Below are 23938 nucleotides of genomic sequence, written 5' to 3' on the forward strand. Positions count from 1 at the left end.
TGACATTGTTGCGTGGGGGTATCATATGGATGGTGAGTTTTTCAGGCAGCGGGCGGTGCTTGCCCGCGGTTTGGCCGAGAATGCCGATCCGTTCACCAAAAAGCGTCTTCTCGATCTCGCCGAGAGGTACGATGCCAGGGCGGGCGGCCCCGGTCCTTCGCGAGCTTCGCGCGGTGTCGGGCAGCCCACGCCTCTTGCGAGTGGGTGGCCCTTGTCGGCCAAGGTCGGCGAGGCATGAAGAAGTCAAAGCCTGACGCCGCGGCGACCGAGGTGGAATGCGACGCCTGTGGCGGAACGGGACATCCTCCCGTGAAGGAGATATCCCCTGGACGGCGGATTTATCCCGCACCCTGCAAGGCCTGCGGCGGCAAAGGCCGGCTTAGCAAATCATAGCGGATCCGAATTACGGCTGGTCGTTGGCTTCGTTTGACATCGGGACCTTCGTCTAGTTACGACCCCGATCTCACCAATCCAGCCCTTGGGAGCCTTCGAGGACAGATCCTTCGGCTGGCGCGAGCACCAATTCCGGCTGGTCACCCGGAGCGGCGTCCGGATGCGTAAATGCGGCGGAGAGTTGCTCACTAAGGCCACGGAGCCAAGGCACCACGAACCAGATCAGGGCGATAGCCTGAAGCACAATGCTGAGAGCAAACGCGGTCTGATAGGCAACTGCGGGATAGTGTCCGCCCTGGGTCGACCAGTGCCCAACGATCAGCCCAATTCCGTATTGAACGACGAATGCCCAGCCGAAATGTACGAGGTTCAGTGCGGCGAAATCGAAAGATTTCATGACGAAGCTCCAGCAAACGCCGACGAATACCAGCTATTCGGTGACGATTTCGGTTCGCGAGATCGGGCCAGACGGCACGCCCCTTCCCTGGCAGCTGGGCACACCGCAGGTCAAAACCGGGCAAACCGATTCAGGTCTGCTCGTCAAACCCACCGGGCCTGCGCATCTGCTGATCGGAGATGCCTATGACGAGAGTGGTTTCCGGAAGCCGCTGGGAGCAGTGAGCGGTGGCAACATCCGCGACGTCTACCTCTTCAACAGCGCAATCGATCCGACCGGCATCAAGACCCTTAGCGGCACCGTCGACATTGCGAACGCCACTCCGCAGGACTTGGCGCAAGCCGGAGTTGTCGGTTACTGGTTGGCGCAATACGATCCCGACGGCGTCGTGAACAACCCTACCGATCCGAACGCTGCCGCCGTCTCCACCAGCGCGCCCTCCGCGAGCCTGGTGCCGCTTGCCGGCCGCGAGTTCGAAGGAACGAGCCTTTACCTCAACGGCTACCCAATGACTCTGACTCGGGCCGGCACGCCGTCGGATCCGGTTCCCGCGTCGATGCCGGATTACTTCCCCGGATCGCCACTTCTGAACATTAATGCGGGGATTTACCGGCTGCAAGAAATCAGCATGTGGACCATGACGCGGCAGCCGTATCAGATCGTCGACGATATGTTCGGCAGGCTGATTCCGACAAACGAACCCTTCTTGACCGTTTATCTGAGCGGATCTTTCGAAGTGCAGGCGATCAACGCGCCGATCCTGCCGATGAACAAGTACATCGACAACATCGCCGTCAGCAATGCGGTGGCATCGATGAATTTGTCATTTTCGCCGGCGTCGCTTGACCTGCAGGGCTGTCCTGCGGTGGGGCGCTGCGGGCCATTGATCACGCCGAACCTCTACACACCTCCGGGAGTGGCGCTGACCGTGTGCGACACGGTGCCCGATTTGACAACATATTCGATCACCCTCAACACCGTCACGGGCTCGCTCGCCGGCGAGATCAACGAGGCCTACGTATACGTCCAGAATAACGTCCTTACCCTCTACACCGGCAAGAAAGTCGGCGACCTCGTCCTCAGTTGGGTGTCGCAGGAGCAGGGTAACGTTCAAGTCATCGGCTACATCGAGGGCGCGCCGCCTTGCCCGATGGCCAACATGACCAACAAGCCAGCAACGACCTTCCTCGAGCCGACGACGGTCTATGTCGGGGCCACTTCCGTAACCTTCACGCTGCCAACCGTGGTGAACTTCAAATACCAGAAGAGCGACGACTCGTTGAGCGGATCCGCCACGAAGTTTGACATAGGCGGCGGCATCCAGCTTGGTTTGAACGCTCACCTCTCGCCGATGGGGTTCGGCCTGGCCCTGGCGAAAGGCGCGGTCGTCGCGATCGACGCCGGCATCGGGAGAGAGGAAGACAATGACAATTCCACGACCAATGGCACTGCACAAAGTGCGACCGACAAGCTCGAGGAAACCAAGAAATATACTTTCAAGTTGCAGGGAACGCTGTCGCCTTATACCGGCGACCAGTTCATGGCGAGCCTGAACACGCTCACAACGCCGAGCAGCACTCCGGGCAACCCGGCCTCGAAGGCTGCCATTTTGCCGAACCCGAATCTTGGCGGATTTACTGCCTCGAACCCGCCGAGCGCACTGCCAAAAGCTCCGACGGACGAGAAGTTCGGTCAGCGCATGTATGTGCCATCGCCCTATGGCGAGGCGTTCGTCACATCGGAGACCCTTGATGTCTACCAGCAAACCCTAGTCCAGACTAACACCGTTTACGGCTTCGCCCGCGTTCCGGACCCGCAGATCCCGCGCGACGTCAACATCGTCTCGTTCCGGTTAAGCAGCAAATACATCCGACCTGGCTGTCTCGATGGCATGATCGGGTATGCGTACAACCCGGCGACCCTGCCCAACGGCGCTCAGACCTACGCGACTTCGACCGGCCAGATGAGCCCGCTCTATGATGGAAACTTCGCGCCCGGAGAGGTGGGTCACAACGCCAGCTACATGCGAGTCGTCGAGGCCTACAAGCTGAAAAAGCAGATCGACCAGCAGACATACAATGCACTCGCGGCATACCGGGCGGCGTATGGCACTCAGGACGATCCGTCTGATCCGGCCCTCACGCCGGGGCTCGACTTCTATAACGAATATGTCTGGTCATCGCGCGGCGGAACGCAAGAGATAAAGCACACCTATGCCACGTCGTATGACGAAGTTTACACGCTCACGACTGTCAACAAGCACGTGCAGAACCTGCACTTCAACGTAAAGATCCGTGCCGGCGGCCTGACCATTGTTGATGCCAAGCACAACAGCGCAGATACGAGCAAGGACACGCTCAAATACAGCTTTGGCAGCACCGCCACGACAGCATTCGATATCACGGCCTCGTTCGACGGAATCGAAACCGATACGCAGATGCGTTACGCAGCCAATAACGACGCCCACTTCGTCATGAATTTCAACTCGATGTTCAATCCCAACAACCAGAGCGGGCTCAATCTGGTCATTGGCTCCGACGGTCTCGTGTACAAGATCGTTTCATCCGTAACATCCGGCGCCGGCTTGCCGCTGTCAGACAATATCGATACCAGCCAGACCTTTACGCAGCCGCAACCGGCCTACACCTCGGGAAACGCCGACGGCCTCACTGGCAATCTCGAGCCCTATGAGCGTCCGGGCAAGACGAGCCTGTTCCGTACTTATTCGTTCTTTCTGCAGCCGTCCCAGAAAAATCACGACGATTTCTGGGACACGGTGATCGATCAGACATGGCTGCAGAATAGCCCGGATCTCGACGCCGTCGCGATGCGTTCGGCCCAAGGCAACCCTTCGATGCCATGGCGGCTCATGTACCGCGTCACCTACTCGCAGCGCTTTCTGCCACCGATCTCGACCGCCGCGATTGTTGTACCGCAAATCACGCCGGTGATGGCGGTGCCGGTGCTGAATGCAGCCTCGGATTTCCTGTTCCAGGGCCTGACCGTGCCGCTGCCACGCCCGACGCATAATCCGAGCAACGACATTGAGGCGAACGTTGTCCTCGCCTCGCCGACCGCATCGGGATTGAGCGCGGGTAGCGTGCCGACGACGGGACCGAATGCCGGCGCTCCCGTATTGCCCAACAACGTCATACCGTTCGACCTCGTCAAGGGAGCGGCAAGCGTTGTAAGTTGGGGTGATACGGCCAATGTCAAGCTTCTGACGCAACTCACAACGTCCGTCCTTGGACTGAACACCGTGCCGATGTCGCCGACGGTGCTCCCGGGATCCACCAAGCTCGTTGATATTTCGGATCCGGTGGCCGGCGGCATCTTGTACAGCGTCTATACTGATCCGAACGGTTTGACGGTCAATGTTCCCACCAATTTCGGAATCGTCGTCTACCAGGATGTGAACGGGAATCCGGTTCAATACTACGATGGGAAAAGCTTTCACTCGCTGCAGGCCGACTACGTCGCCAGCCCCGACGGGACCATCATGTACTATATCATGCCGCCCTCGACCTACGACCAGAGCACGTTCGACCTCGTTGGGGATTACGATCTGTTTGGCCGCCCTGGCGACGAATGGCGCTACTATCTCGTTTCCGGCATGAGCGCCAACATGACGTCCGAGCCGACCGTCGCCGGCTCCGGGCCGTTCTTGTCATCGAGCGGAGCGACACCCTATACCGGCTTCACGCTCGCACCATCGCAGCACGGGCGCGACGGCTCAAGTCAGGTGCAAGGATATATCCTTTTGCAAGGTGTCATGCAGTGGCCAAACCTCAACTCCAGTGCGGAAACCTTTGGCGATGTGCTTGTCTACAAGGCGATGAGTTTGCTCGATACGTTCCCGATAGGCGATCCCGAAGTCCTGGTCTCGTTCCTCAAGGCGCAGTATCCAAATGCGCCGTTCGAAGGGAACGAGGAGATCAATCTCGTATTCGCCAAGAATATCGTGTCGTATTTCAACGCCGAGCAGCAGACACTGATTCCCCAGTAACAATGCGAATCGATCCGTCGCGAGTGCCTGGATCGTATCGTCGTGTTTGGCGAGGCCCACCTGCGCCGACTCCTGCGATCCTGCGCGCTACTATAACGACATCAGAACACATCGATCTCTGGATAAAGATGCGCCGGTGTCGCGTATGGTTCAGCGGACCCGGCGCGTCAGATCGTTTCCCTTTCTAGGCGGTCTCCATCACCACCGCACCTGGTTTCACGTTTTCGGTACACTCGGGTCCCGTCGAATGTCCGGTTTACGCCAGAAGCGGCCGTTTGCGACGCTCGAAGGCGCAACCTATGGATCGAGGATCACTGGCTGTCCCGCTCGCATCGATCGCAGTGCCCCATCAAACGCGGCAAGCGTCGCCAACACCTCCTCTGGCGGTATCGGAAACGGCTGTTTGCCTTCGACGGCGTCGGCAAACGCGGCGAGCTCGTTCGCGAGCACATCCACGATCGGATAGATGATCATTTCCGGCCTGATGCCCGAACGACGTCTCACGAGCGTGGCTTCGTCCAGCACCTCTGCTGAGCCATTGGTACCGAACACGTGAACGCGCCAATAGAATGGCGTGGCGCGGATCGTCGCAAGCGTCCCTGTAACGCCGTTTGCGAAGTCGATGGCCAGCATCGCGCTGTCGAGCGGCGGCGGGCCGGCCTCGCGCGGACTGAGGCGCGCGTAGACCTGGCGTGCCGGTCCGACCAAACTGACGAAAGCGTCCAGGACGTGCAGCCCGGCCCCGGTCAGGCCACCACCCGGCGACTCCTCCGGAGACAATCGCCAGCCCGCGGTGATGCCCTGCGAGTTCTCGTTGCTGTTATGTCCCTCGACGTGGAGGATGGTGCCGAGTTCCCCACTCCCAACAACCTCTCGCAGAGCCTGCAGTGACGGCCAGAAGCGACGGTTGTGCCCCACTGCCAGCACGACACCTGCGGAGCGGCAGGCATCGAACATGCGCACAGCGTGTTCGCGGCAGAGCGCCAGAGGCTTTTCGCAAAAAACCTGTTTGCTGGCCGACGCCGCCGCAATCACCTGCGCGATGTGCTGCGAATGTGGCGTTGCCAGCAGCACAGCCTCGATCGAGGGATTGGCGAGCACCGCTTCAAGGCTCTCGGCGAGCGCGAGGTCGTGCGCCGCACAGAAGTCCCGCGCGCGTTCGGCATCCGGCTCGACAGCGTCCGTGATCTTCAGCCGGCCACCGCGTCGCGCTGCTTCGACAAGGCTTCGCCCCCAGCGTCCAAGGCCTGCGATCGCACATTGGATCATGAGATCATCCGCCTCAGATTGATCGGGGGTGGGTCAGCCGAAGATTGAGACACCGCCATTTTGGCCGTATAAGATAACGCGATCTTCAAGGCAGGATATTCCATGGTTGATGTCAACGATCTTTATGCGCGCGGTCTCGATCGACGCAAACGAATGCTCGGAGCGACGCAGGTTGAGAATCGGATGGCCGCGGCCGGCGATTTCGGTGCACCGTTACAGAACATCATCAATGCCTATGTCTACGGCGATATCTGGGAACGAAAGGATCTGTCCGACCCGATGCGCAGCCTGGTGATGCTCGCTATCACTGCGGCCAGTGGCAAGACCGCCGAATTCCGCGTGCATGCGCAAGGCGCGCGGGCGAACGGCTGCACCTCCGAGCAAGTGCAGGACGTGCTGCTGCTGGTGGCGATGTATTGCGGCATCCCTGCCGCGATCGAAACGACCCGGATCGCGGCGGAAATCTTTTCGGATACCTCGCCACCGAGCGGTCCGCACAACACTTGACGGAAGAGGGTCGTTGCGGACAGCGTCCACCGGAGCGGTCGGCCTCTCGCCCTCGCGATCATGACGTAACACCCACATCGTAGCCTCCGCAAAATGCCCGTTACTCCCTCTCCGGCCTCTCAGATCCGATAAAGGCGGGCGGCCGTGTCGTGAAGAATGGCGCACTGCTGCTTCTCGTCGAGATACGCGATCGCATCGCGAAACGTCTTGTAGAGCCCTGCATAGTCTGTCCAGAGTTTCTCGATCGGGAAATTGCTGCCGTAGAGGCAGCGGTCCGCTCCGAATATGGCAACGGTCTCGCGGATGATCGTCGCCATCACGTCGGCACGGCATGCATGCACGAACGTCCCCAATCCGGACAGCTTGACGTTTACGTTCGGCTGCTCGGCAAGGGCGGACATCCCCGCCCGCCATCTCTTCCATCCATCTTTCGACATGTCTTCCAGCATACCGGCATGCTCAAGGACGAAGGTCGTGTCCGGAAACGCCCGCGCCAGCGCCGCTCCGTTCTGCATCTGGTCGGTGAAGACCTGAAGTTCGAACAGCAGATCGTACTGCGCGAGAAGCGCAAAGCCACGACGCCACGCGGCGTCGTTCATCACGTCAGGGCGCGGCGCGAAGCGGTATTGCGGGTTCTCATGCCAATGGAGCTGTTGGCGGATGCCGCGGCTAGCTGGCAGCTTGGCCAGCCGTGCGATCAGCTCACCGCAATCGGGATCGGCGAGATCGGCGTGAGCGACGTTGGCATGGGGCCAGCCGGTCGCGTCGATCACGGATTGCACCCATTTTGCCTCGTTGTAGCTTTGGCCGGCGGGCCAGTTGGTCTGCACATAGACCGATTTGACGACGTTGCAGCCGTCGAGGTCCGCGCGAAATTCCTCGATCGAATAGTCGCGGCGGATCGCTTCGTAGGGGCCGAAGATGCGCGGCACCTGCGGACCCGATAGCCAGGTCAGGTCCTTCAGGCGCCAGATGTGATGATGAGCGTCGATGGTCGGGATGTCTTTCAAACTCATGTCCCTTCGCAGGCTTCTTTCGTTTCGTTATTTCTTGCCGACGGGAAGCCCGGCCATCGCTTCGATCACGGTCGCGACCGCCGCGGTGTCCTGATCGCCGAAGCCCGAGGCGACGGCGGCATTGAACAGCGGCACGGCGGCAGAAAACATCGGCGTCGGGCAAGCCAGCGAATTGGCAAAATCCGCGATCACCTGCATGTCCTTGCGCCAGAGCTCGAGCGGCATGGTACGGATCGGCAAGTATGTATCGGAGATCAACATCTCGCCACGGACGTCGAGCACGCGCGAGCCGGCAGCCCCGTCGCTGACGACGGCAAATACCTGCGCCGGGTCGAGGCCGGCCTTGCGCGCGAGCGTGAAGGCCTCGCCTGCCACCGCCGTGTGCACAGCGACCATGAGGTTGGCGACATACTTCATCTTGGAGCCGTTGCCGAAGGCGCCGAGATAATGCGGCGCCCGGGAAAAGCCTTCGAACACCGGCAGGCAACGGTCGTAGTCGGCCTTCTGGCCGCTGCCATAGACCAGCACATCGCGATTTTGCGCCTGGCTACCGGAGCCGGAGAGCGGGCAATCGAGCATCGCGATCCCGACTTCGGCCAGTTTTGCTTGTGCTGCAAGCTTGTCTTCCAGCGTAAAGGTGCTGGTTTCCGCGACCACGCGATTCCCCTGCGGAAGCGTGCGCAATTCGCCGACGACATCCGACAGGGCTTTGGCCGATGGCAGCGATGTAATCAGGATATTCGCGGCCTTCCCGACTTCGGCGACCGAAGTCACCGCGGCGCCGCCCAGCGCCTTGAAGGCGTCAATGGCGCGCGACGATATGTCGTAGCCGATCACGGTGAAGCCGGCCGCGATGAGATTCTTGCTCATCGCCGACCCCATGATCCCGAGACCGATCATTCCGACGTTCTTGTCAACCTGGTTTGGCACGAGAAAAGCTGCTCCGCGAAATCACTTGGCTTGATGGCTCGACCAGAAGGCGGGAAGCTCGGTGCAATCCTTGCGCCCCCAGCCTTCCTGGCTCGCCTGATCGTAGATCGCGAGGGTCTTTTCGGCCAGCGGCAGGTTGAAGCCGAGCCTCTCAGCCTCCGCCAGCATGGTACGAAAATCCTTGCGGATGGAGTCGCAGTCGAACGTCGCCGATCCCGGATCCCTGGATTGCAACGCACGCGCAACCGCGCCGCCGCGCGCCTTCAACACGTTGGGGCCGCCAGAGGTGTCCGCGAACAATTCCATCAGCCAGACCGGATCGAGATTGAGATGGCGGCAGAGCGAATAGGCTTCGCCCAGCGCCTGCCAGAACACGCCGAGCGGTAGATTGATCGCAAGCTTCATGCTGGCGCCGGCCCCGATCGGACCGACAAGGTCGACGCGGCGGCAAAGCTGCTCCAGGATCGGCTTGGCGTGCGCGAAGTCTTCTTTTGTGCCGCCCGCTAGCCCCAAGAGCTTGCCCTGCAGCGCCGGACCAACCGTGCCGCCGACCGGACATTCCACCATGATCGCGCCCTTGGCCGCGATTGCCTTTGCCAATGCAACCTCGGTCTCGGGCTGCACGGTGCTCATCTCGATGAAGAGCTTGCCGGGAGTATTGCCCGCGAGCAGGCCGGAGGCGCCTTCATAGACGTCGGCCATGGCCCTTGCGTCGGTGAGAATCGTGATGACCACATCAACGCGGGAGGCAAGCTCGGTCGGGCTCGCCGCCCGGATCGCCCCCGCTTTCACCAGCGGCTCGGCTTTGTCTGCATTCCGGTTCCAGACCGTGACCTGATGGCCGACCTCGATCAGCCGTTTCGCGATCGCCGCTCCCATGCGGCCCAATCCGGCGACGCCTACCTTCATGTCTCGCTCCCATTCGCGCGGCCGCTGGGGTGCCGCTTGTTATCTCGCTTTTGCCCGAAATCAGACGACCGCACCGCTGTCGGGATCGGTCAGATGCATATGCGCGATGTTGGCGGCCAGCCGGGGTCAGGCCGCGCTCTGGCCCGCGACATGGCGGGCCTCCATCAACATCTCGAAGAAGCCTTGAGCTTCAAGCGTTGCCACCGGTTCGAGGTCGACCGCTTCCTCCGGCGCCACCTGCCTTGGCAGCGCGCCGACGCGATGCAGGATCGCGGATGCGTTACGCACGCCTTCCAGGCTCGGAAACATCATGTCGCCCATGTAGCGCGCGAACAGCACCCAGGTCGGACGCAACACGTCGATGTCGGTCTCGCCGGAGTATTTGCGCAGCACATGGATGCCGAAATCAGCATCGCTGCGGAAGCGATGCACGCCCTGGCAAAAGGATTTGACGTAACGCAGGCCGATATCCGGATGGCTCTTCACGAAGCTGCGGGTCGAAGCCGCACAGCTATTCTGGAACGACACGTCGAGCCGTCCGAAATCCTCGGCGATATGGTAGCCGCGCTTCGGCGCCTGGAAGGTTTCGGGCGCATGCATGATCGCCACGTCCACCTTGCCTGGGTCGAGCAGAAGATCGAGCCGCGCGCCGGCATTGCCGACGACAACGATTTCGACATCCTTCTCGATGCTCCATCCCCAGCGATCGAACGCCATGATCATCGCGCATTCGTCGGCGTCATTGCGGAACGTGACACCCCAGCGCTTGCCGCGAAGGTCCTCGCGCGTCTTGATGCCCGGCAGTGCAGCAACCTGCTGGGCGCTGCGCGAGATGGCGGAGGCGAGCACCACGGCATCGCCGCCATGGCGATGATTGGCGAGCAACAATTCCGCGCCGACGGCGTTGGTGAATTGCGCCTCGCCCGCGATCACCGCCTTCAGCGAATTGGGATGGCCGTGATAGAAGACGAGCTCAGGCTCGAGGCCGTTCTCGCGCAAATAACCGCCCTCCAACGCGGCGAAGACCGGCGCCACGCCGGCTCCGCGATGCGCCATGGCAATCTTGATCTTGTCCACTTTCATCTTCCTCGACGTTAGCTTGAGAGCGTGATGTGACGCGTCGTCATTTCAGGCCGCTCAGGCCGAAGCCGCGATTGATCCACCTCTGCAGGATTGCAAACAGCAGGAACACCGGAATCGTGGCCAGCACCGCGATCGCCATCTGCTCGGTCGGCGGATTGCCGTAGTCCTCGCCGAATTGCACGAGCCCGAGCGGAAAGGTCCGCAAGGCATCGTTCGAGACGACGGTGAGCGGCCAGAGATATTGATCCCAACTGTCGCGGAAGGCGAAGATCGCAAGCACCGATAAAGCCGGCCAACACTGCGGCACGATGATCTGCAACAGGATGCGCAGCTCGCCGGCGCCGTCAATCCGCGCCGCTTCGATATAGTCCTTCGGAATGGCGATCATCGATTGTCGCATCAGGAACACGCCGAAGGCATCGATCAAGAGCGGCGACACGATGCCCTGATAGGTGTTGATCCACCCGAATTTGTGGATCACCAGGAACGTCGGCACCAGCGTCACCTCGAGCGGCAGCATGAGGGTCGACAGGATCAGGAGCAGCACGAGGCCGGAACCGGGAAAGCGGAATTTGGCGAGGCCATATCCCGCCAGCGTACAGAACACGACATTGCCCACCATTACCGACAGCGAAACGATGCCGCTGTTGAGGAAATATTGGGCGAACGCTGCGCGTGACAGCGCGTTCGGATAATTCTCGAAATGCCAGACCGAGGGAATCCACTCGGTCCTGAGCTGGAACATCTTCTCGCCGGCCTGGAACGACATCACGGTCATCCACAGGATCGGGATGATGAAGCCGAATGCCAATGCGGCGAGCAGCGCGAGGCCAATTGCCTTGCGTAACCCCGGCCAATAGCGATGGACGGCAACTCGCCGCGGCGTGCTGATGTCGAGGGATGCCATCAGACGTAAATCCGTTCGCTTCGGGAGAACAGCCCCATCTGCAAGCTTGTGAAGACCAGCATGATCGCAAACAGCACGACCGAGATCGCCGCCGCCTCCCCCATCTTCAGATAGGAAAATCCGGTCTCGTAGATCAGCATCGACAGCACCCGCGTCGCATTGCCGGGTCCGCCGCCGGTGATCAGAAACGGCATCAGGAAGATGCGCGCACACAGTAGCGCCGACACCACGACGACAAAGAAGATCGTCGGCATCAACAGCGGCAGCGTGATATGGAAGAACCGCCGGAAGGGACCGGCGCCATCGAGCTCGGCCGCCTCGTAATAGTCGTCCGGCAGCGCCAGCAGCGCCGCCAGAAACACCACCATGAAATAGGGCGCGAAACGCCAGACCGTGACCATGATGATCGCGGGCATGGCGGTCGCCGAATCGGTCAGCCAGTCGATGCGGCCGAAGCCAAAGTGTTGCAGGATCTGGTTGACCACGCCAAAGGGATGGAGCAGCAGGCGCCAGACCAGGCAGACCGCGATGATCGGCATCAGATTGGTCAGGAACATCACCATCATGCAATGGCGCGCGCCGGGGATTCCAGTGTTGATCGCGAGTGCGAGCCCCAGCCCCGATGCCGTCAGCAGGATCGTGGAGCCCGCGATATAGACGAATGTGTTGACGAGTGTGTCGCGGAAGATCGGGTCGCCGAGCAGCGTCCGGTAATTCTCGAGCCCCACGAATTGCGGCGCGGACACCATGTCGTACGAGGTGAAGCTGAGCGCGATCGCCCACAGCATCGGACCATATTTGAAGACGGCAAAGAAGATCAGCGTCGGCAGCACGAACGCAAAGCCCCACAGGTTGACGCGCGTGTGATAGCCGATCCGCCAGAACGGGCGCGCGGATGGGGCCGCACCCGTTCCCTTGCCGCGCTCGTATGAGCCGATCGAGGCGAGCTCAGCCATTTGAGGATCACGCCTTCTTGTAGGCCGCGGCGGCGCGATCGGCTTCCGCCGCAACCTCGTCCAGGGTGGTCTTGATGTCGGCCTTGGTCAGCATGATCTTCTGCACGCCGCGATGCATGGCGTCTGCGAGCTCGTTGAACACCAGGGAGCGCGGCAGGAACACGCCTTCGTCCTTGGCTTTGATGATCTCGTTGACGTAAGGAAATTTCTGCACCTCGGGATTATCCGCCCAACCGGTCTTCTTGGCGAAGGTGAAGGGCGCCGCGTCGCGCCAGGCGTCGACCAGATCGCTCATCATGAACTTGTAGAGGTCGTGCAGCGTTTCCTTCTTCTCGTCGGACACTTTGGCATTGATGACGAGATTGAAGCCGTATGTCGTGGAGATGCCCTTGCCGGTCACGAAGCCCGGATATTGGACGGGGCGGAAGTAATTCTGCTCGGCCATCGCCGGGTTCTCCGCCTTCACAAGCGAGATCGGCAGCGGATGGCAGAAGAACATGGAGCAACGCTCTTTCAGGAAGTCGAGGCCCGGAATCGGATTCGTCGCGATCGAATCCGCGGGATCCTCGGCGCCGTATTTCTGCGCGATCGAGGCGCGGATCGTCATGGCGCGAACGCCGGCTTCGTTGTTGACGATGCACTTTCCGGCATCGTCGAACCACTTGCCGCCGGCGCCGATCAGGATCGGGTTGAACTGGATCATGGTCCATTGCGCAGCGTGCATCGCGAATTTGAAGCCCTGGCGCGTGAACTTGTCGCCGTCCTTGACGGTGAGCCGTTTGGCGACCTCGCCGAGCTGCTCCCAGTTCTGCGGCCAGTCCTTGGCGGGGTCGAGACCGACCTCCTTGAACTGCTTGGTGTTCAAGTAATTGCAGTAGCCGTAGAACCACATCGGGTAGCCATAGACCTTGCCGTCCTTGGTCGCGCCGTCGACGAAGGCCTTGGCGTAGTCGGCGACAAAGGTGTCGTAGGAGGTATAGCCGAGCTTTTTCACGTCCAGCGGCGCAAGCAGCCCCTTGTCAAGCCACACTGGCATGAACCAGTCCTGGCTCACAAAACCGTCCGGCGCTGTGCCTGTCGCAAAGCCGACACTGAGCTTCTTGCCAAGGTCGCCGAACGGGAACCACTGGAAGTCAACCTTGACGTTCGGGTTCTGCTGCATGAACAGCTTGATCCGCTTGTTCACCCAAGGGCGCTGCTGCGGATTGTCGAAGGTCCAGAACGAGAGGTTCACCGGCTTTTTGGTCTGCGCGAATGCGCGTGGAGCAAACGACGCGGTGGCAGCCGCGCCAAGGCCAGTAGCACCGATCCCGCGAACGACATCACGTCGCGTCGGATTCCAATTCCTCGCTTTGGTCATCGCTCTCTCCCAAATTGACGCCTGATGCTCTGTCAGGCCGTCTGCTCATTGCTCGAATTAATTGATGGTGCGGCGCCTCCGAAAGGAATGCGACGTGTCTCGCATGTGCGAAGGATCGCGTCGCTGGCGATAGAGACGGACGTGACCGTCCCTCGCTGAGGCATTCTGAAAAGTTGTGCGGACGGGTTGGGGGCAAGGGTCTTGCGGTGCGCCGGAACTGGCGCGACCGGGGGCACATGCCGGCACTGCGACTTCCCACCGGACCTGGTTGCGCGCGACCTTCCCCAAACGCGTCCTCCAATTTCCCTATTTTCCCAAAGCCTAGTGGGTTGGAAGATCGCGCGTCAAGTATTTTCGAAAATCTTGCCTTCGAGGCAAAAAGTTGTGAAGATACCCCAATGATCGCGATTGGTGATGTTTCCCGCACATTGGCGGACGAGGTGTATTCGCGCATTCGTGCCGCGATGCATTCCGGCCAGCTCAAGCCCGGACAAAAGCTGCGTTTCAGCGAATTGCAGGCGTTAGCGGACACCAGCGTCACGCCGGTTCGCGAGGCACTGGCGCGCCTCACGGCCGAAGGCTTCACCGAGCTCGAGGGGCACCGCGGCTATCGGGTGGCGCCGGTCTCGTCAGCGGACCTCTGGGACGTCGTGAAGAACCGCCAGCAGCTCGAATCCGAGGCGTTGCGGCTATCGATCGAGCTCGGCGACGAGCATTGGGAAGCGCAGCTCGTCTCTGCCCATCATCTGCTCTCGCGGATGGATCGCGAGCGCCCCGACCTGCCGACAGCGGTCGATGAGCGATGGGAGCAGCGCCACGAGGCTTTCCACGAGGCGCTGATCGCGGCGTGCCAATCAAAAGTCCTGCTCGGCTTCTGCAGCCAGCTTTCGGGGCGCGCCAACCGCTATCGCCGCCTGTCGATCTCGGCGCCGCCGCGCGACATCAAGACCGAGCACCGGCTGATCTTCGAAGCCACAATCCGCCGCGACGCCCCCACTGCGACGAAACTCTTGCGTGAGCATTTCGAGCTGACCGCCCGCATGGTCGATGAGCTGCTCAAGAACCGATGGTGACATCCGCCAAGCCACGTCACAACGCTACGTCCTTCAATGCCCGCCACAGAACGGGCTGACAGACTTCCCAGGGAGTGAAAACAATGAAGCATCGCGCGCTCGGCCGCACCGGCCTCTATGTCACTGAACTCTGCCTCGGCACCGCCACCTTCGGCGGCCAGGGCTGGTGGAAGGTCTGGGGCGAAGTCGATCAGGCCAGCGCCAATCAGCTTGTCGAACGGGCGCTTGCGGCCGGCGTGAACTTCATCGATACCGCCGACGTCTACGCCGAGGGCCATTCCGAGAAAATCCTCGGCCAGGCGCTGCGCGACCTGAAGGTCAAGCGCGAGGACGTCATCATAGCAACCAAGGTGCGCGGGCGCACCGGCCCCGGCCCCAACGACGTCGGCCTCTCGCGCGGCCACATCATGGATGCGGTCGAAGCGAGCCTGAAGCGCCTCGGGCTCGACTACATCGACCTCTACCAGGTCCATGGCGCAGACCTCGTGACCCCGATCGAAGAGACCATGAAGGCACTCGACAATCTCGTCACGCGAGGCCTCGTCCGCTACATCGGCGCGTCGAACATGTCGGCGTGGCAGATCATGAAGGCACAGGGGCTGGCCCGCCAATATAATTATGCCCGTTTCGAGACGGCGCAGTGCTACTACACCATCGCCGGTCGCGATCTCGAGCGCGAGATCATTCCGATGGCGACCGACCAGCAGATGGGATTGATGATCTGGTCGCCGCTTGCGGGCGGCTTCCTGTCGGGAAAATTCACCCGCGAAGGTGCTGCAGCCTCCAACGATGCGCGGCGCCTGTCGTTCGATTTCCCGCCGGTCGACAAGGAGCACGCCTACGACGTCATCGAGGCGATCCAGCCGATCGCCAAGGCACGCGGTGTGTCGGTGGCCCGCATCGCGCTCGCCTGGCTGTTGCACCAGAAACCCGTGACCAGCGTCATCATCGGCGCCAAGTCGATCGAGCAGCTCGATGATAATCTTGCCGCGGTCGAGACGCAGCTTTCGGCCGAGGAGCTGGCGGTGCTCGACGAGGCCAGCGCGCGACCACTGGAATATCCGCAATGGATGCTGGCGCGCCAGCACGGCGATCGCCTTCCGGCGACGTCGCGATAACGTCAGCCTTCGCCGGGTGAAGCCCGACGTGGCGGCGAGATGGACAGTTGGGCAGCGGCGACGGGGCCTCTGCTGCCTGGACGCACTGATGCTTGAGCCCCGGTAGGCTAGTCAAACATCAAGCGGACCGATGCCGGCGCAATCTCGGCCTCGACAGTACGCCCAGGTATCAGCTCCAGGTCGCGCGCTTGCTGGGCCAGCACGTAGGCCTTGAGCGGAAATCCGCAATCGATCTGAACAGTCGCCAGTGGTCCCAGGATGCGCACCTCTGTGACGCGCGCAACAAAGCGGTTGACGCCGGGCGCCGATGCGCTGCCGACTGAGTGAATCGAGACTGCTTCTGCCCGGACGCCCACCTGCACATAGGCTCCCGAGGCAACTTGAGGTCCGGCGGCACGGAGCATCCGTTCGCCGATCGCAACAGTTGATAATGCCTCGCAGCTGCCGGCGATGCGGCCGGCAAGGATGTTCTCGACGCCGATGAAGCGAGCGACGAAAACATTGGCCGGTTTGTAAAAGACCTCTTGCACCGAGCCAGCCTGCACGGTTATGCCCCCACGAAGGACGATGATCCTGTCGGCCAGCACCATTGCGTCGGTATGGTCGTGCGTGACGAAGATCGCCGGAATTGATAGGCGTCTCAAAAACGACGCGAGTTCCTCGCGCAGTTGGTCGCGAGTGTGCGCATCGAGCGCTGAAAATGGCTCGTCGAACAGGAATAAGTCGGGTTCGGCTGCCAGAGCACGCGCAAGTGCTACGCGTTGCTTTTCGCCCGCGCTCAAACTGTGCGGGGCGCGTTGTGCGAGTTGGGTAATGTCGAAGTAGTCGAGCAGCCCGGCGACGTCGCCGTGAGGCAGCGCGGCCGCATGGCGCTCCGGGCTCGCACGCCGCTTGCGCAGCCCGACGGCCACGTTCTGCCGCACGGTAAGATGGGGGAACAGACCGAAATTCTGCACCATAAAGGCGACATTGCGCCTCTCCGGCGCAAGCTGCGTCACATCGCGCCCACCGATCAGCACACGCCCGGCTGCTGGCCGATGGAAGCCGGCGATGGTTTCCAGCGTCAGCGATTTCCCGGAACCGTTGGGTCCCAGGATGACGAGGATCTCGCCGCCGGAAAGGGCGAAATCGATTCCACTTAAGTGAAAATCACGGATCGAAAGCGACAGCCCTTCGACGGTGATGGCCCGGGCCGTCGTCTCCGGCGACGTCATCGATTCTCTCTGATCGTCTCGCGCTGGTGCGCAAGATAGCGCAACAGCACGAACAGAGAGAGCGAGACGATCAGCAGAAGCACCGCGGCACCGGCGGCCTGGTCCAGTCCGATGCGCAGGAACAGCTCGTAGATCTTCACCGGTGCCGTCATCGGGTAGTAGACCAGGATGACCACGGCGCCGAATTCGCTGATCGAGCGGGCATAGGTGAGCGTGATCCCGGTCATAATGCCGCGCCACGCCAAGGGCAGGCTGATGCGCATAAAAGTCCGCCATGGCCCCAGCCCAAGCGTGCGCGCGATTTTTTCCAGCCGCGGATCGACGGCCTCGAACCCCATTCGGGCGGCATTGACCGTGTAGGGCGCCGATACGAACATCATGGCCACGACAATGCCGGCGATCGTGCCCCAAAATTTGATCCCCACCAGCGCATGCAAGGGCTCGCCCAGCGGACCGTGGCGGCCGAACACCATCAGCAAGCCGATGCCGGCGACGGTGTGCGGGACCGCCAGCGGCAGGTCTATCAGGGCGGCAACTGCGCCTTTGCCGGGGAATGAAGAGCGCGCCAGCACATAGGCAAGCGGCACGCCGATCAGCGCGGCGAAGGTGGCGGAAAGAAACGCCGCCTCGAGGCTCAGCAGGATGGCAGCGCGAACGTCCGCCATGCGCGCGACTTCAGCCAGATTCGCGGCCGAATACCCGGCCAGCGCAATCAGCGGGATGGCAATGAAGGCAAGCAGCACGCCGCCGAGAAACCAGCACAGCAGAAACACGCTGTGCGGATGGCTCGGTGCAGTGCGCCACCTCCAGCCGCCTTGCGTCTCGATAGCCATCGCCGTCTCAGGAGCCAGGCCACGGCTTCACCTGCGATTTCAAGCCCTGTGGCATCGCGTCAGGATTGACCGCATAGGCCGGCTTGAATTCGCCGAAGCCGTTTTTCTTCATGATGGCCTGGCCTTCCGGGCCGAGCAGGAAGGCCACGTATTTTTCCGCGATGGCCGCGTTCTTACTGCCCTCGACAATGGTAATGGCGTAGACGATCGGCTTGCCCGTCAACGTGCCATTCTTCGTTTGCACGGTGCCTTGCGCATAGTACGAGGACTCGGTTGCATCGCTGAGGTTGATCTTGTTCGGAAGGTCGACGAACTTGAGATGGTGCTGCAAGGCGTCCGAGCGGTAGATCGCGAGGTAATCGATCTGACCAAGCTGAAGCGCCGAGATCAGTGAAGTCTCCGTATCGCGCATGTTGGCAAGCGGTGCGTTGGCCAGCACGCTCGTCTCGATGTTCGGATCGTCGTAGTATTTGTTCGCCAGGTTGAGCATCTGGACAGTCTGATAACCCGAAGGGTCGGTGTCAGGATTGGAACGCCCGATCTCGACGCCCTTGCGTGCGAGCACCTTGTACCAGTTCTTTGAATTGATCTCGCCGGCACCCTTGCTCTTGTCGGTATAGACGAATGTGATCGCGTTGCGACATATGCCGACATACCACTTGGCGTAAGCCTGCTTTCCGTTTCCGCCAAACATGTATTTTGGAATGACACTGTAGTCGGCGACAGCCAGCAGGTCGGCGTCCCTGTGCAGATCGGTGATCTGCTTGGCCATCTTGACGCTGCCGCCGAACTGCGGCTGCACGGTTACGTTCGGATATTGCTCGTGGAAACGTTCATCGATCTCCTTGAACGGCACTGCAAGCGTGCCAGCGGCGAAAACCGTCAACGTGGTCGACTCGGCCGCCCGTGCGGCAAAGCTCCCGGGCAGCAGCGCGCAAAGGAGGCCGAGGACCAGGGGCGAAAACCTTGCCGTGGATTGCATTATACATTTCCGCTTTGGCGAACTTGGTATTCATGCACAGAAATCCACTGCTAGGCAATTTTGACAATATGCGCAGATATATGCAGCTTTATGCAGCCGATTTGGCATCGGATAATGTGACCGAGCGACAGCTCTCGTCCTGCACTTTCGATCAGGACAGCCTGCGCCGACGAGCGGCATGTTGCGGGAATCGTATTCTCAAGGGGACGGCGGGTCGGAGGCTTAGAGCCGCACAGCCGTCGTCGAAAAGGCTTGTGCGACGGGTTTCTGCACGCTGTTAAGAACGGCAGCGCCAATCACTGCGACGATGATGGCAGCCACACAGGATAACAAGAAAGCTTTCATGGCAGTCCTTCCATAAAGAGATCGCAGCCTACTCCGCGGGTCTGGCTGCCGGCTGAGGCCGCGCGTCGTTGACACCAACGCGCGCATTCTGTTCTTCAAGCCAAAGGCTATGGTGCTCTTTCGCCCAGTTGACGTCCACGGTGCCGGTGCCCATGGCCTCAAATGCCCCTTCCATGCCGATCGTGCCGATGTAGATGTGCGCCAGCATTGCGGCCACGAACAAGACCGCTACGGTGGCGTGAACCATCTGCGCAAGCTGCATCCCTTCGATATTCGATAGGTAGAAGGGGAACATCAGCGTGTATCCGGTGGCTGCGACAAGGCCGCCGCCGATAACCACGATCCAATAGATGGCCTTCTGGCCCGCGTTAAAGCGGTAGGCCGGCGGATGATCACGGCCGACGATGCCGCCACCCCGCTTGATCCATTCGACATCAGCCCTGCCTGGGATGTTCCCGGCAATCCACATCAGGAAGATCAGCACGACTCCGATAGTGAACGGAAAACTCAGATAATTATGCGCGTACTTCGCCCATTGCGACCACTCGGAGAATGCTTCCAGGCCGATCAACGGCAAGAGCAACGGACGGCCGAAGGTGATGTTCAATCCCGAAATGGCCAGAACGACAAAGCAGCTTGCCGTCATCCAATGAACGAAGCGCTCGAATGACGTAAAGCGCACGACGGTTCGGCCGGCACGACCGCTCTCCAGTCGCACCATGCCGCGGCTGAGATAGAAGATGATCAACACCGCGAGCATGCCAAGAATGGCGATGCCGCCAATCCAGCGCAGCGTCACGTTCCGGAACTCTCGCCATTCACGCCCTGCCGGCTGTTCGAGGACGCCCGAGCGCTGGTCGGGAATACTGACGCGTCCCTGGATCCGGTTCAGTTGCCGCAGCAGCTGTTGTTCCTTGACCGAGCTGGCGGTCGGATTGACCTGCTGGGCGATGGACGGTGAAGCCGCCGAGACGAACAGCAATAGCGCGGCTGCGCCAATGGCGAGGCGAATAAGTCGTGCAAAACACGCCATAAGTTCCTCCCGATATTGACGCGACCGCAACGAGTTGTCTTCAGGACTCGATCGTTTCGCGATAGGCGGTCTTCCAGCCCCAGGCACCGGAGCCGTAGCCGCGCTTCATCACGCGCTCCTTGTAAATCTGGGCGATGATTTCGCCGTCGCCGGCAAGCAACGACTTGGTGGAACACATCTCGGCGCAGAGCGGCAGCTTGCCCTCGGCAAGACGGTTCGCCCCGTACTTCTCGTATTCTTCCTTGCTGCCATCGGCTTCCGGCCCGCCGGCACAGAACGTGCATTTGTCCATCTTGCCGCGGGAGCCGAAATTGCCGACCTTCGGATATTGCGGCGCGCCGAACGGACAAGCGTAGAAGCAATAGCCGCAACCGATGCAAATATCCTTGGAGTGCAGCACCACGCCATCGGCGGTGGTATAGAAGGCATTCACCGGGCAGACTGCCGCGCAGGGCGCGTCGGTGCAGTGCATGCAGGCCATCGAGATCGAACGCTCGCCCGGTTTGCCGTCATCGATGGTGACGACGCGGCGCCGGTTGATGCCCCAAGGTACCTCGTGCTCGTTCTTGCAGGCGGTGACGCACGCATTGCAATCGATGCAACGGTCGGCGTCGCAGAGGAATTTCATACGTGCCATGATCGTTGCTCCTTATGCTGCCGCGATTTGGCAGAGAGTGACTTTGGGTTCCTGCATGCCGGTCGCCGGATCGTATCCGTAGGTGGTGATCGTGTTCGCGCTTTCGCCGAGCACGATCGGATCGGAGCCTTTCGGATAATTGCCACGGAGGTCCTTGCCTGCGAACCAGCCGCCAAAGTGGAAAGGCATCCAGGCGACGCCTTTGCCGACACGCTCGGTAACGAGCGCCTTCATCCTGGCGCGCGAATTGTTCTCGGCGCCCGTGACCCAGACCCAGCCGCCGTCCTTGATACCGCGGTCGGCCGCATCGGCAGGATTGATCTCGATGAACATGTCTTGCCGCAACTCAGCAAGCCACGGGTTGGTGCGCGTTTCTTCACCGCCGCCCTCGTACTCGACGAGACGACCCGAAGAAAGGATGAGCGGGAATTGCTTGGCGATCCCCTTCTCTACCGCGGCCTTCTGCACGGAAAAGCCGATATTGGGCAGTCTGAACTGCTTGGCATCGGGCAGCGTCGGATATTTCGAGACCAGATCGACGCGCGGCGTATAAATTGGCTCGCGATGAACCGGAATGGGATCGGGCAGGCCGAACGCATTCATGCGCGCCTTGCCATTGCCGTAAGGCACGCAGCCGTGCTTCAGCGCCACGCGCTGGATGCCGCCGGACAGGTCGAGCGCCCATGACACTGCATCCGGATTGGCGGGATTGACCTTGGTGATCGTGGCCATCTCGGCCTCGCTGAGGTCCTTGTCCCAGCCGAGCTTCTTCAGGCTCGCCAGCGTGAATTCCGGGTAGCCGTCCTTGATCTCCGAATCCTTGGAATAGGATCCATCTGCGAGCAGGCTTACCTTCCGCGTCGTTCCGTCGGGCAGCTTCTCCTCGCGTTCGAGCCCGAAGCGCGGGCGGAACGTGCCGCCGCCGTCCATCACATTCAGATTGGTATTGTAGAGCAACGGGGTGCCGGGATGCCTCACCTCAGGCGAGCCCCAGCACGGCCACGGCAGACCATAATAGTCGCCGCCGACTTCCGGGTCGTCCTTGGACGCCCGCATGGTCAGAAAGTCGAACTTGGCCTGGTTCTTCATGTGCGCCTTGAGACGCTCGGGCGACTGCCCGCAATAACCGGTCGACCAGCTGCCGCGATTCATCTCGCGCAGGATATCCTCGGCCTCCGGCAGATTGCTTTCGACCTTGATGTTCTTGAACATCTTGTCGGCGAAACCGAGCTTCTTCGCTACCAGATACATGACTTCAAGGTCGTCTTTCGATTCGAAGACCGGCTTGACGATCTGCTCGCCCCACTGCAGCGAGCGGTTCGAGGCGACGCGCGAACCCTTGCACTCGAATTGTGTGGCAACCGGGAGAATGTAGAGGCCATCCTTGCGCCCTGCCTCCACGGCGAGTGATGCCCAGGTGGTCGGATGCGGGTCGGCGACGACAAGCAGGTCGAGCGCCTTCAAACCCTTTAGGGATTCAGGAATGCGTGTGATGCTGTTGCTGGCGTGTCCCTGCACGAAAATCGCCCGCACATTGTCTTTCTGCGCGACCTGATCTTTCGGCAGTATCACCGCATCGAACCAGCGGGTGAGCGGAATGCCGGGGGTTTCCATGATCTGCTTGGACTCGAAGCGAGACTTCAGGAAGTCGTAATCAACTTCCCAAACCCGCGCCCAATGCTTCCACGCGCCTTCGGCGAGGCCGTAGTAGAACGGCAGCGTGACGATATCGAGCCCGACATCGGTCGCTCCCTGCACGTTGTCATGGCCACGGAAGATGTTGGCGCCGGTGCCGGACTTGCCGACGTTGCCGGTCATCAGCAGCGCGATGCAACTGGTCCGTACGTTTGCGGTGCCGACGGTTTTCTGAGTCTGCCCCATCGCCCAGATCAGCGTTGACGGCTTCTCCGTGGCGAACATCTTTGCGACGCGCTTGAGCTGTTCGCCCGGAACGCCGCTGACGCGCTCGACTTCTTCCGGATTCCATTTCTCTACTTCCTTCCGAAGATCATCGAACCCATAGACGCGCTGTTTGATGAACTCCTTGTCCTCCCATCCGTTCTGCAGGATGTGCCACATCATGCCGTAGAGCACCGGGATGTCGGTGCCCGGCCGCATGCGCACATATTCGGTCGCGTGCGCCGCGGTTCGCGTCAGACGCGGATCAATGACGATGAAGTTGGCCTTTTGCATCTCCTTGCCCTCGAGGAGATGCTGCAACGATACCGGATGGGCCTCCGCAGGATTACCACCCATGATGACCTGGGTCTTGGCATTACGGATGTCGTTGAAGCTGTTTGTCATCGCACCGTAGCCCCAGGTGTTGGCCACGCCAGTGACGGTCGTCGAATGGCATATACGCGCCTGATGGTCGGTGTTGTTGGTGCCCCAGAACGCGCCGAGCTTGCGGAACAGATAGGCGCCCTCGTTCGTCATCTTGGCCGATCCGAGCCAGTAAACGGAATCGGGGCCCGACTTCTCGCGAACCTCGAGCAGCTTGTCGCCGATCTCGTTGATCGCCGTGTCCCAGGAGACGCGCGTCCACTGTCCGCCCACGAGCTTCATCGGGTAGCGGAGCCGGCGTTCGCTGTGCACGAGTTCGCGCACCGAAGCGCCCTTTGCACAATGCGATCCACGATTGATCGGGGAATCCCAACTCGGCTCCTGGCCGATCCATACCCCGTTCAACACTTCAGCGGTCACGGTGCATCCAACCGAGCAATGCGTGCAAATGCTCTTGCGAACGGTCGCTCCTGAGGTGAGTGGACCGGCCATGGCCGCTTTCGCCTTGCGGACGCCGCCGATCGACAGCGTGCTTAGCGCGGCGAGCGCGCCGCCGGCAAGGCCGGATCGGCGCAGGAAGGTGCGGCGGTCGAGACGATTGGTTTGCCCGGACAAGCCTGCCGCGATTGATCCGCGTGAAGCGATTTCGGTACGCTGTTGCGTTCTCTTGATCAGCACGACCGCCTC

General features: G+C 61.0%; 19 protein-coding genes. 4 read left to right on the forward strand and 15 right to left on the reverse strand.

Features of this window, described 5'->3' with window-relative positions:
- Positions 1 to 463: 463 nt before the first annotated feature.
- Entirely contained in the window at positions 464 to 790 is a 327-nt protein-coding gene (locus tag VKR55_RS28550) for a hypothetical protein (RefSeq protein WP_324408723.1), read from the reverse strand.
- Here VKR55_RS28550 and VKR55_RS28555 point away from each other — a divergent pair.
- Positions 789 to 4796 (forward strand): hypothetical protein, encoded by a 4008-nt coding sequence (locus tag VKR55_RS28555; protein ID WP_324408725.1) that lies wholly within the window; start codon positions 789 to 791, stop codon positions 4794 to 4796. The two genes, VKR55_RS28550 and VKR55_RS28555, sit on opposite strands and share 2 nt — an antisense overlap.
- Positions 4797 to 5093: 297 nt before the next feature.
- On the opposite strand, the gene VKR55_RS28560 is transcribed toward VKR55_RS28555, so the two are convergent.
- Positions 5094 to 6065, reverse strand: a complete 972-nt coding sequence (locus VKR55_RS28560; RefSeq protein WP_324408727.1) for a Gfo/Idh/MocA family protein — start codon at positions 6063 to 6065, stop codon at positions 5094 to 5096.
- A 183-nt stretch (positions 6066 to 6248) separates the two neighbouring features.
- Here VKR55_RS28560 and VKR55_RS28565 point away from each other — a divergent pair, with 183 nt between their 5' ends.
- Positions 6249 to 6572, forward strand: a complete 324-nt coding sequence (locus tag VKR55_RS28565; protein WP_324408729.1) for a carboxymuconolactone decarboxylase family protein — start codon at positions 6249 to 6251, stop codon at positions 6570 to 6572.
- Positions 6573 to 6691: 119 nt separating this feature from the next.
- Here VKR55_RS28565 and VKR55_RS28570 read toward each other — a convergent pair whose 3' ends face one another.
- From VKR55_RS28570 to VKR55_RS28600, 7 genes are all read right to left on the reverse strand, one after another.
- Positions 6692 to 7588, reverse strand: a complete 897-nt coding sequence (locus tag VKR55_RS28570) for an amidohydrolase family protein (RefSeq protein ID WP_324408731.1) — start codon at positions 7586 to 7588, stop codon at positions 6692 to 6694.
- A gap of 27 nt (positions 7589 to 7615) precedes the next feature.
- Positions 7616 to 8518: an NAD(P)-dependent oxidoreductase gene (locus VKR55_RS28575; protein ID WP_324408733.1), complete on the reverse strand. Its 903-nt coding sequence runs from the start codon at positions 8516 to 8518 to the stop codon at positions 7616 to 7618.
- A 21-nt stretch (positions 8519 to 8539) separates the two neighbouring features.
- Positions 8540 to 9427, reverse strand: coding sequence for an NAD(P)-dependent oxidoreductase (locus VKR55_RS28580; protein ID WP_324408735.1), 888 nt, complete (start codon positions 9425 to 9427; stop codon positions 8540 to 8542).
- A gap of 126 nt (positions 9428 to 9553) precedes the next feature.
- Positions 9554 to 10504, reverse strand: coding sequence for an ABC transporter substrate-binding protein (locus VKR55_RS28585; protein WP_324408737.1), 951 nt, complete (start codon positions 10502 to 10504; stop codon positions 9554 to 9556).
- A 46-nt stretch (positions 10505 to 10550) separates the two neighbouring features.
- Positions 10551 to 11417: a carbohydrate ABC transporter permease gene (locus VKR55_RS28590; RefSeq protein WP_324408739.1), complete on the reverse strand. Its 867-nt coding sequence runs from the start codon at positions 11415 to 11417 to the stop codon at positions 10551 to 10553.
- Positions 11417 to 12373: a carbohydrate ABC transporter permease gene (locus tag VKR55_RS28595; RefSeq protein ID WP_324408741.1), complete on the reverse strand. Its 957-nt coding sequence runs from the start codon at positions 12371 to 12373 to the stop codon at positions 11417 to 11419. Before VKR55_RS28595 ends, VKR55_RS28590 begins: the two co-directional genes overlap by 1 nt.
- A gap of 7 nt (positions 12374 to 12380) precedes the next feature.
- A complete protein-coding gene (locus VKR55_RS28600; RefSeq protein WP_324408742.1) occupies positions 12381 to 13733 on the reverse strand; it encodes an extracellular solute-binding protein in 1353 nt (450 codons plus the stop codon).
- A gap of 398 nt (positions 13734 to 14131) precedes the next feature.
- Here VKR55_RS28600 and VKR55_RS28605 point away from each other — a divergent pair, with 398 nt between their 5' ends.
- Both VKR55_RS28605 and VKR55_RS28610 read left to right on the forward strand, forming a co-directional pair.
- Positions 14132 to 14806 (forward strand): GntR family transcriptional regulator, encoded by a 675-nt coding sequence (locus VKR55_RS28605; protein ID WP_324408744.1) that lies wholly within the window; start codon positions 14132 to 14134, stop codon positions 14804 to 14806.
- A gap of 83 nt (positions 14807 to 14889) precedes the next feature.
- Positions 14890 to 15924 carry an aldo/keto reductase gene (locus VKR55_RS28610; RefSeq protein WP_324408745.1) on the forward strand — a complete coding sequence of 345 codons (1035 nt, stop codon included), beginning with the start codon at positions 14890 to 14892 and terminating at the stop codon, positions 15922 to 15924.
- Between the two features lie 107 nt (positions 15925 to 16031).
- Here VKR55_RS28610 and VKR55_RS28615 read toward each other — a convergent pair whose 3' ends face one another.
- The 6 genes from VKR55_RS28615 to VKR55_RS28640 form a co-directional block, all read right to left on the reverse strand.
- Positions 16032 to 17138, reverse strand: coding sequence for an ABC transporter ATP-binding protein (locus VKR55_RS28615; RefSeq protein ID WP_324408746.1), 1107 nt, complete (start codon positions 17136 to 17138; stop codon positions 16032 to 16034).
- Positions 17135 to 17971: an ABC transporter permease gene (locus VKR55_RS28620; RefSeq protein ID WP_324408747.1), complete on the reverse strand. Its 837-nt coding sequence runs from the start codon at positions 17969 to 17971 to the stop codon at positions 17135 to 17137. Before VKR55_RS28620 ends, VKR55_RS28615 begins: the two co-directional genes overlap by 4 nt.
- Before the next feature lie 7 nt (positions 17972 to 17978).
- Positions 17979 to 18953 (reverse strand): extracellular solute-binding protein, encoded by a 975-nt coding sequence (locus tag VKR55_RS28625; RefSeq protein ID WP_324408748.1) that lies wholly within the window; start codon positions 18951 to 18953, stop codon positions 17979 to 17981.
- A 373-nt stretch (positions 18954 to 19326) separates the two neighbouring features.
- The gene (locus tag VKR55_RS28630; protein ID WP_324408749.1) at positions 19327 to 20331 is read right to left on the reverse strand and encodes a formate dehydrogenase subunit gamma; all 1005 of its coding nucleotides are present in this window, start codon (positions 20329 to 20331) and stop codon (positions 19327 to 19329) included.
- A gap of 40 nt (positions 20332 to 20371) precedes the next feature.
- Positions 20372 to 20968 carry a formate dehydrogenase FDH3 subunit beta gene (fdh3B, locus tag VKR55_RS28635; RefSeq protein WP_324408750.1) on the reverse strand — a complete coding sequence of 199 codons (597 nt, stop codon included), beginning with the start codon at positions 20966 to 20968 and terminating at the stop codon, positions 20372 to 20374.
- 12 nt (positions 20969 to 20980) lie between these two features.
- Positions 20981 to 23929: a formate dehydrogenase subunit alpha gene (locus tag VKR55_RS28640; RefSeq protein ID WP_324408751.1), complete on the reverse strand. Its 2949-nt coding sequence runs from the start codon at positions 23927 to 23929 to the stop codon at positions 20981 to 20983.
- Between the last annotated feature and the right edge of the window lie 9 nt (positions 23930 to 23938).

The sequence above is a fragment of the Bradyrhizobium sp. genome, from assembly GCF_035309285.1.
GTDB lineage: Bacteria > Pseudomonadota > Alphaproteobacteria > Rhizobiales > Xanthobacteraceae > Bradyrhizobium.

Coding starts and splice junctions, on each gene's coding strand:
- VKR55_RS28555 (WP_324408725.1), top strand. CDS start 789: ATGACGAAGCTCCAGCAAACGCCGACGAATACCAGCTATTCGGTGACG.
- VKR55_RS28550 (WP_324408723.1), bottom strand. CDS start 790: ATGAAATCTTTCGATTTCGCCGCACTGAACCTCGTACATTTCGGCTGG.
- VKR55_RS28560 (WP_324408727.1), bottom strand. CDS start 6,065: ATGATCCAATGTGCGATCGCAGGCCTTGGACGCTGGGGGCGAAGCCTT.
- VKR55_RS28565 (WP_324408729.1), top strand. CDS start 6,249: ATGGCCGCGGCCGGCGATTTCGGTGCACCGTTACAGAACATCATCAAT.
- VKR55_RS28570 (WP_324408731.1), bottom strand. CDS start 7,588: ATGAGTTTGAAAGACATCCCGACCATCGACGCTCATCATCACATCTGG.
- VKR55_RS28580 (WP_324408735.1), bottom strand. CDS start 9,427: ATGAAGGTAGGCGTCGCCGGATTGGGCCGCATGGGAGCGGCGATCGCG.
- VKR55_RS28590 (WP_324408739.1), bottom strand. CDS start 11,417: ATGGCATCCCTCGACATCAGCACGCCGCGGCGAGTTGCCGTCCATCGC.
- VKR55_RS28595 (WP_324408741.1), bottom strand. CDS start 12,373: ATGGCTGAGCTCGCCTCGATCGGCTCATACGAGCGCGGCAAGGGAACG.
- VKR55_RS28600 (WP_324408742.1), bottom strand. CDS start 13,733: ATGACCAAAGCGAGGAATTGGAATCCGACGCGACGTGATGTCGTTCGC.
- VKR55_RS28605 (WP_324408744.1), top strand. CDS start 14,132: ATGATCGCGATTGGTGATGTTTCCCGCACATTGGCGGACGAGGTGTAT.
- VKR55_RS28610 (WP_324408745.1), top strand. CDS start 14,890: ATGAAGCATCGCGCGCTCGGCCGCACCGGCCTCTATGTCACTGAACTC.
- VKR55_RS28615 (WP_324408746.1), bottom strand. CDS start 17,138: ATGACGTCGCCGGAGACGACGGCCCGGGCCATCACCGTCGAAGGGCTG.
- VKR55_RS28620 (WP_324408747.1), bottom strand. CDS start 17,971: ATGGCTATCGAGACGCAAGGCGGCTGGAGGTGGCGCACTGCACCGAGC.
- VKR55_RS28625 (WP_324408748.1), bottom strand. CDS start 18,953: ATGCAATCCACGGCAAGGTTTTCGCCCCTGGTCCTCGGCCTCCTTTGC.
- VKR55_RS28630 (WP_324408749.1), bottom strand. CDS start 20,331: ATGGCGTGTTTTGCACGACTTATTCGCCTCGCCATTGGCGCAGCCGCG.
- fdh3B (WP_324408750.1), bottom strand. CDS start 20,968: ATGGCACGTATGAAATTCCTCTGCGACGCCGACCGTTGCATCGATTGC.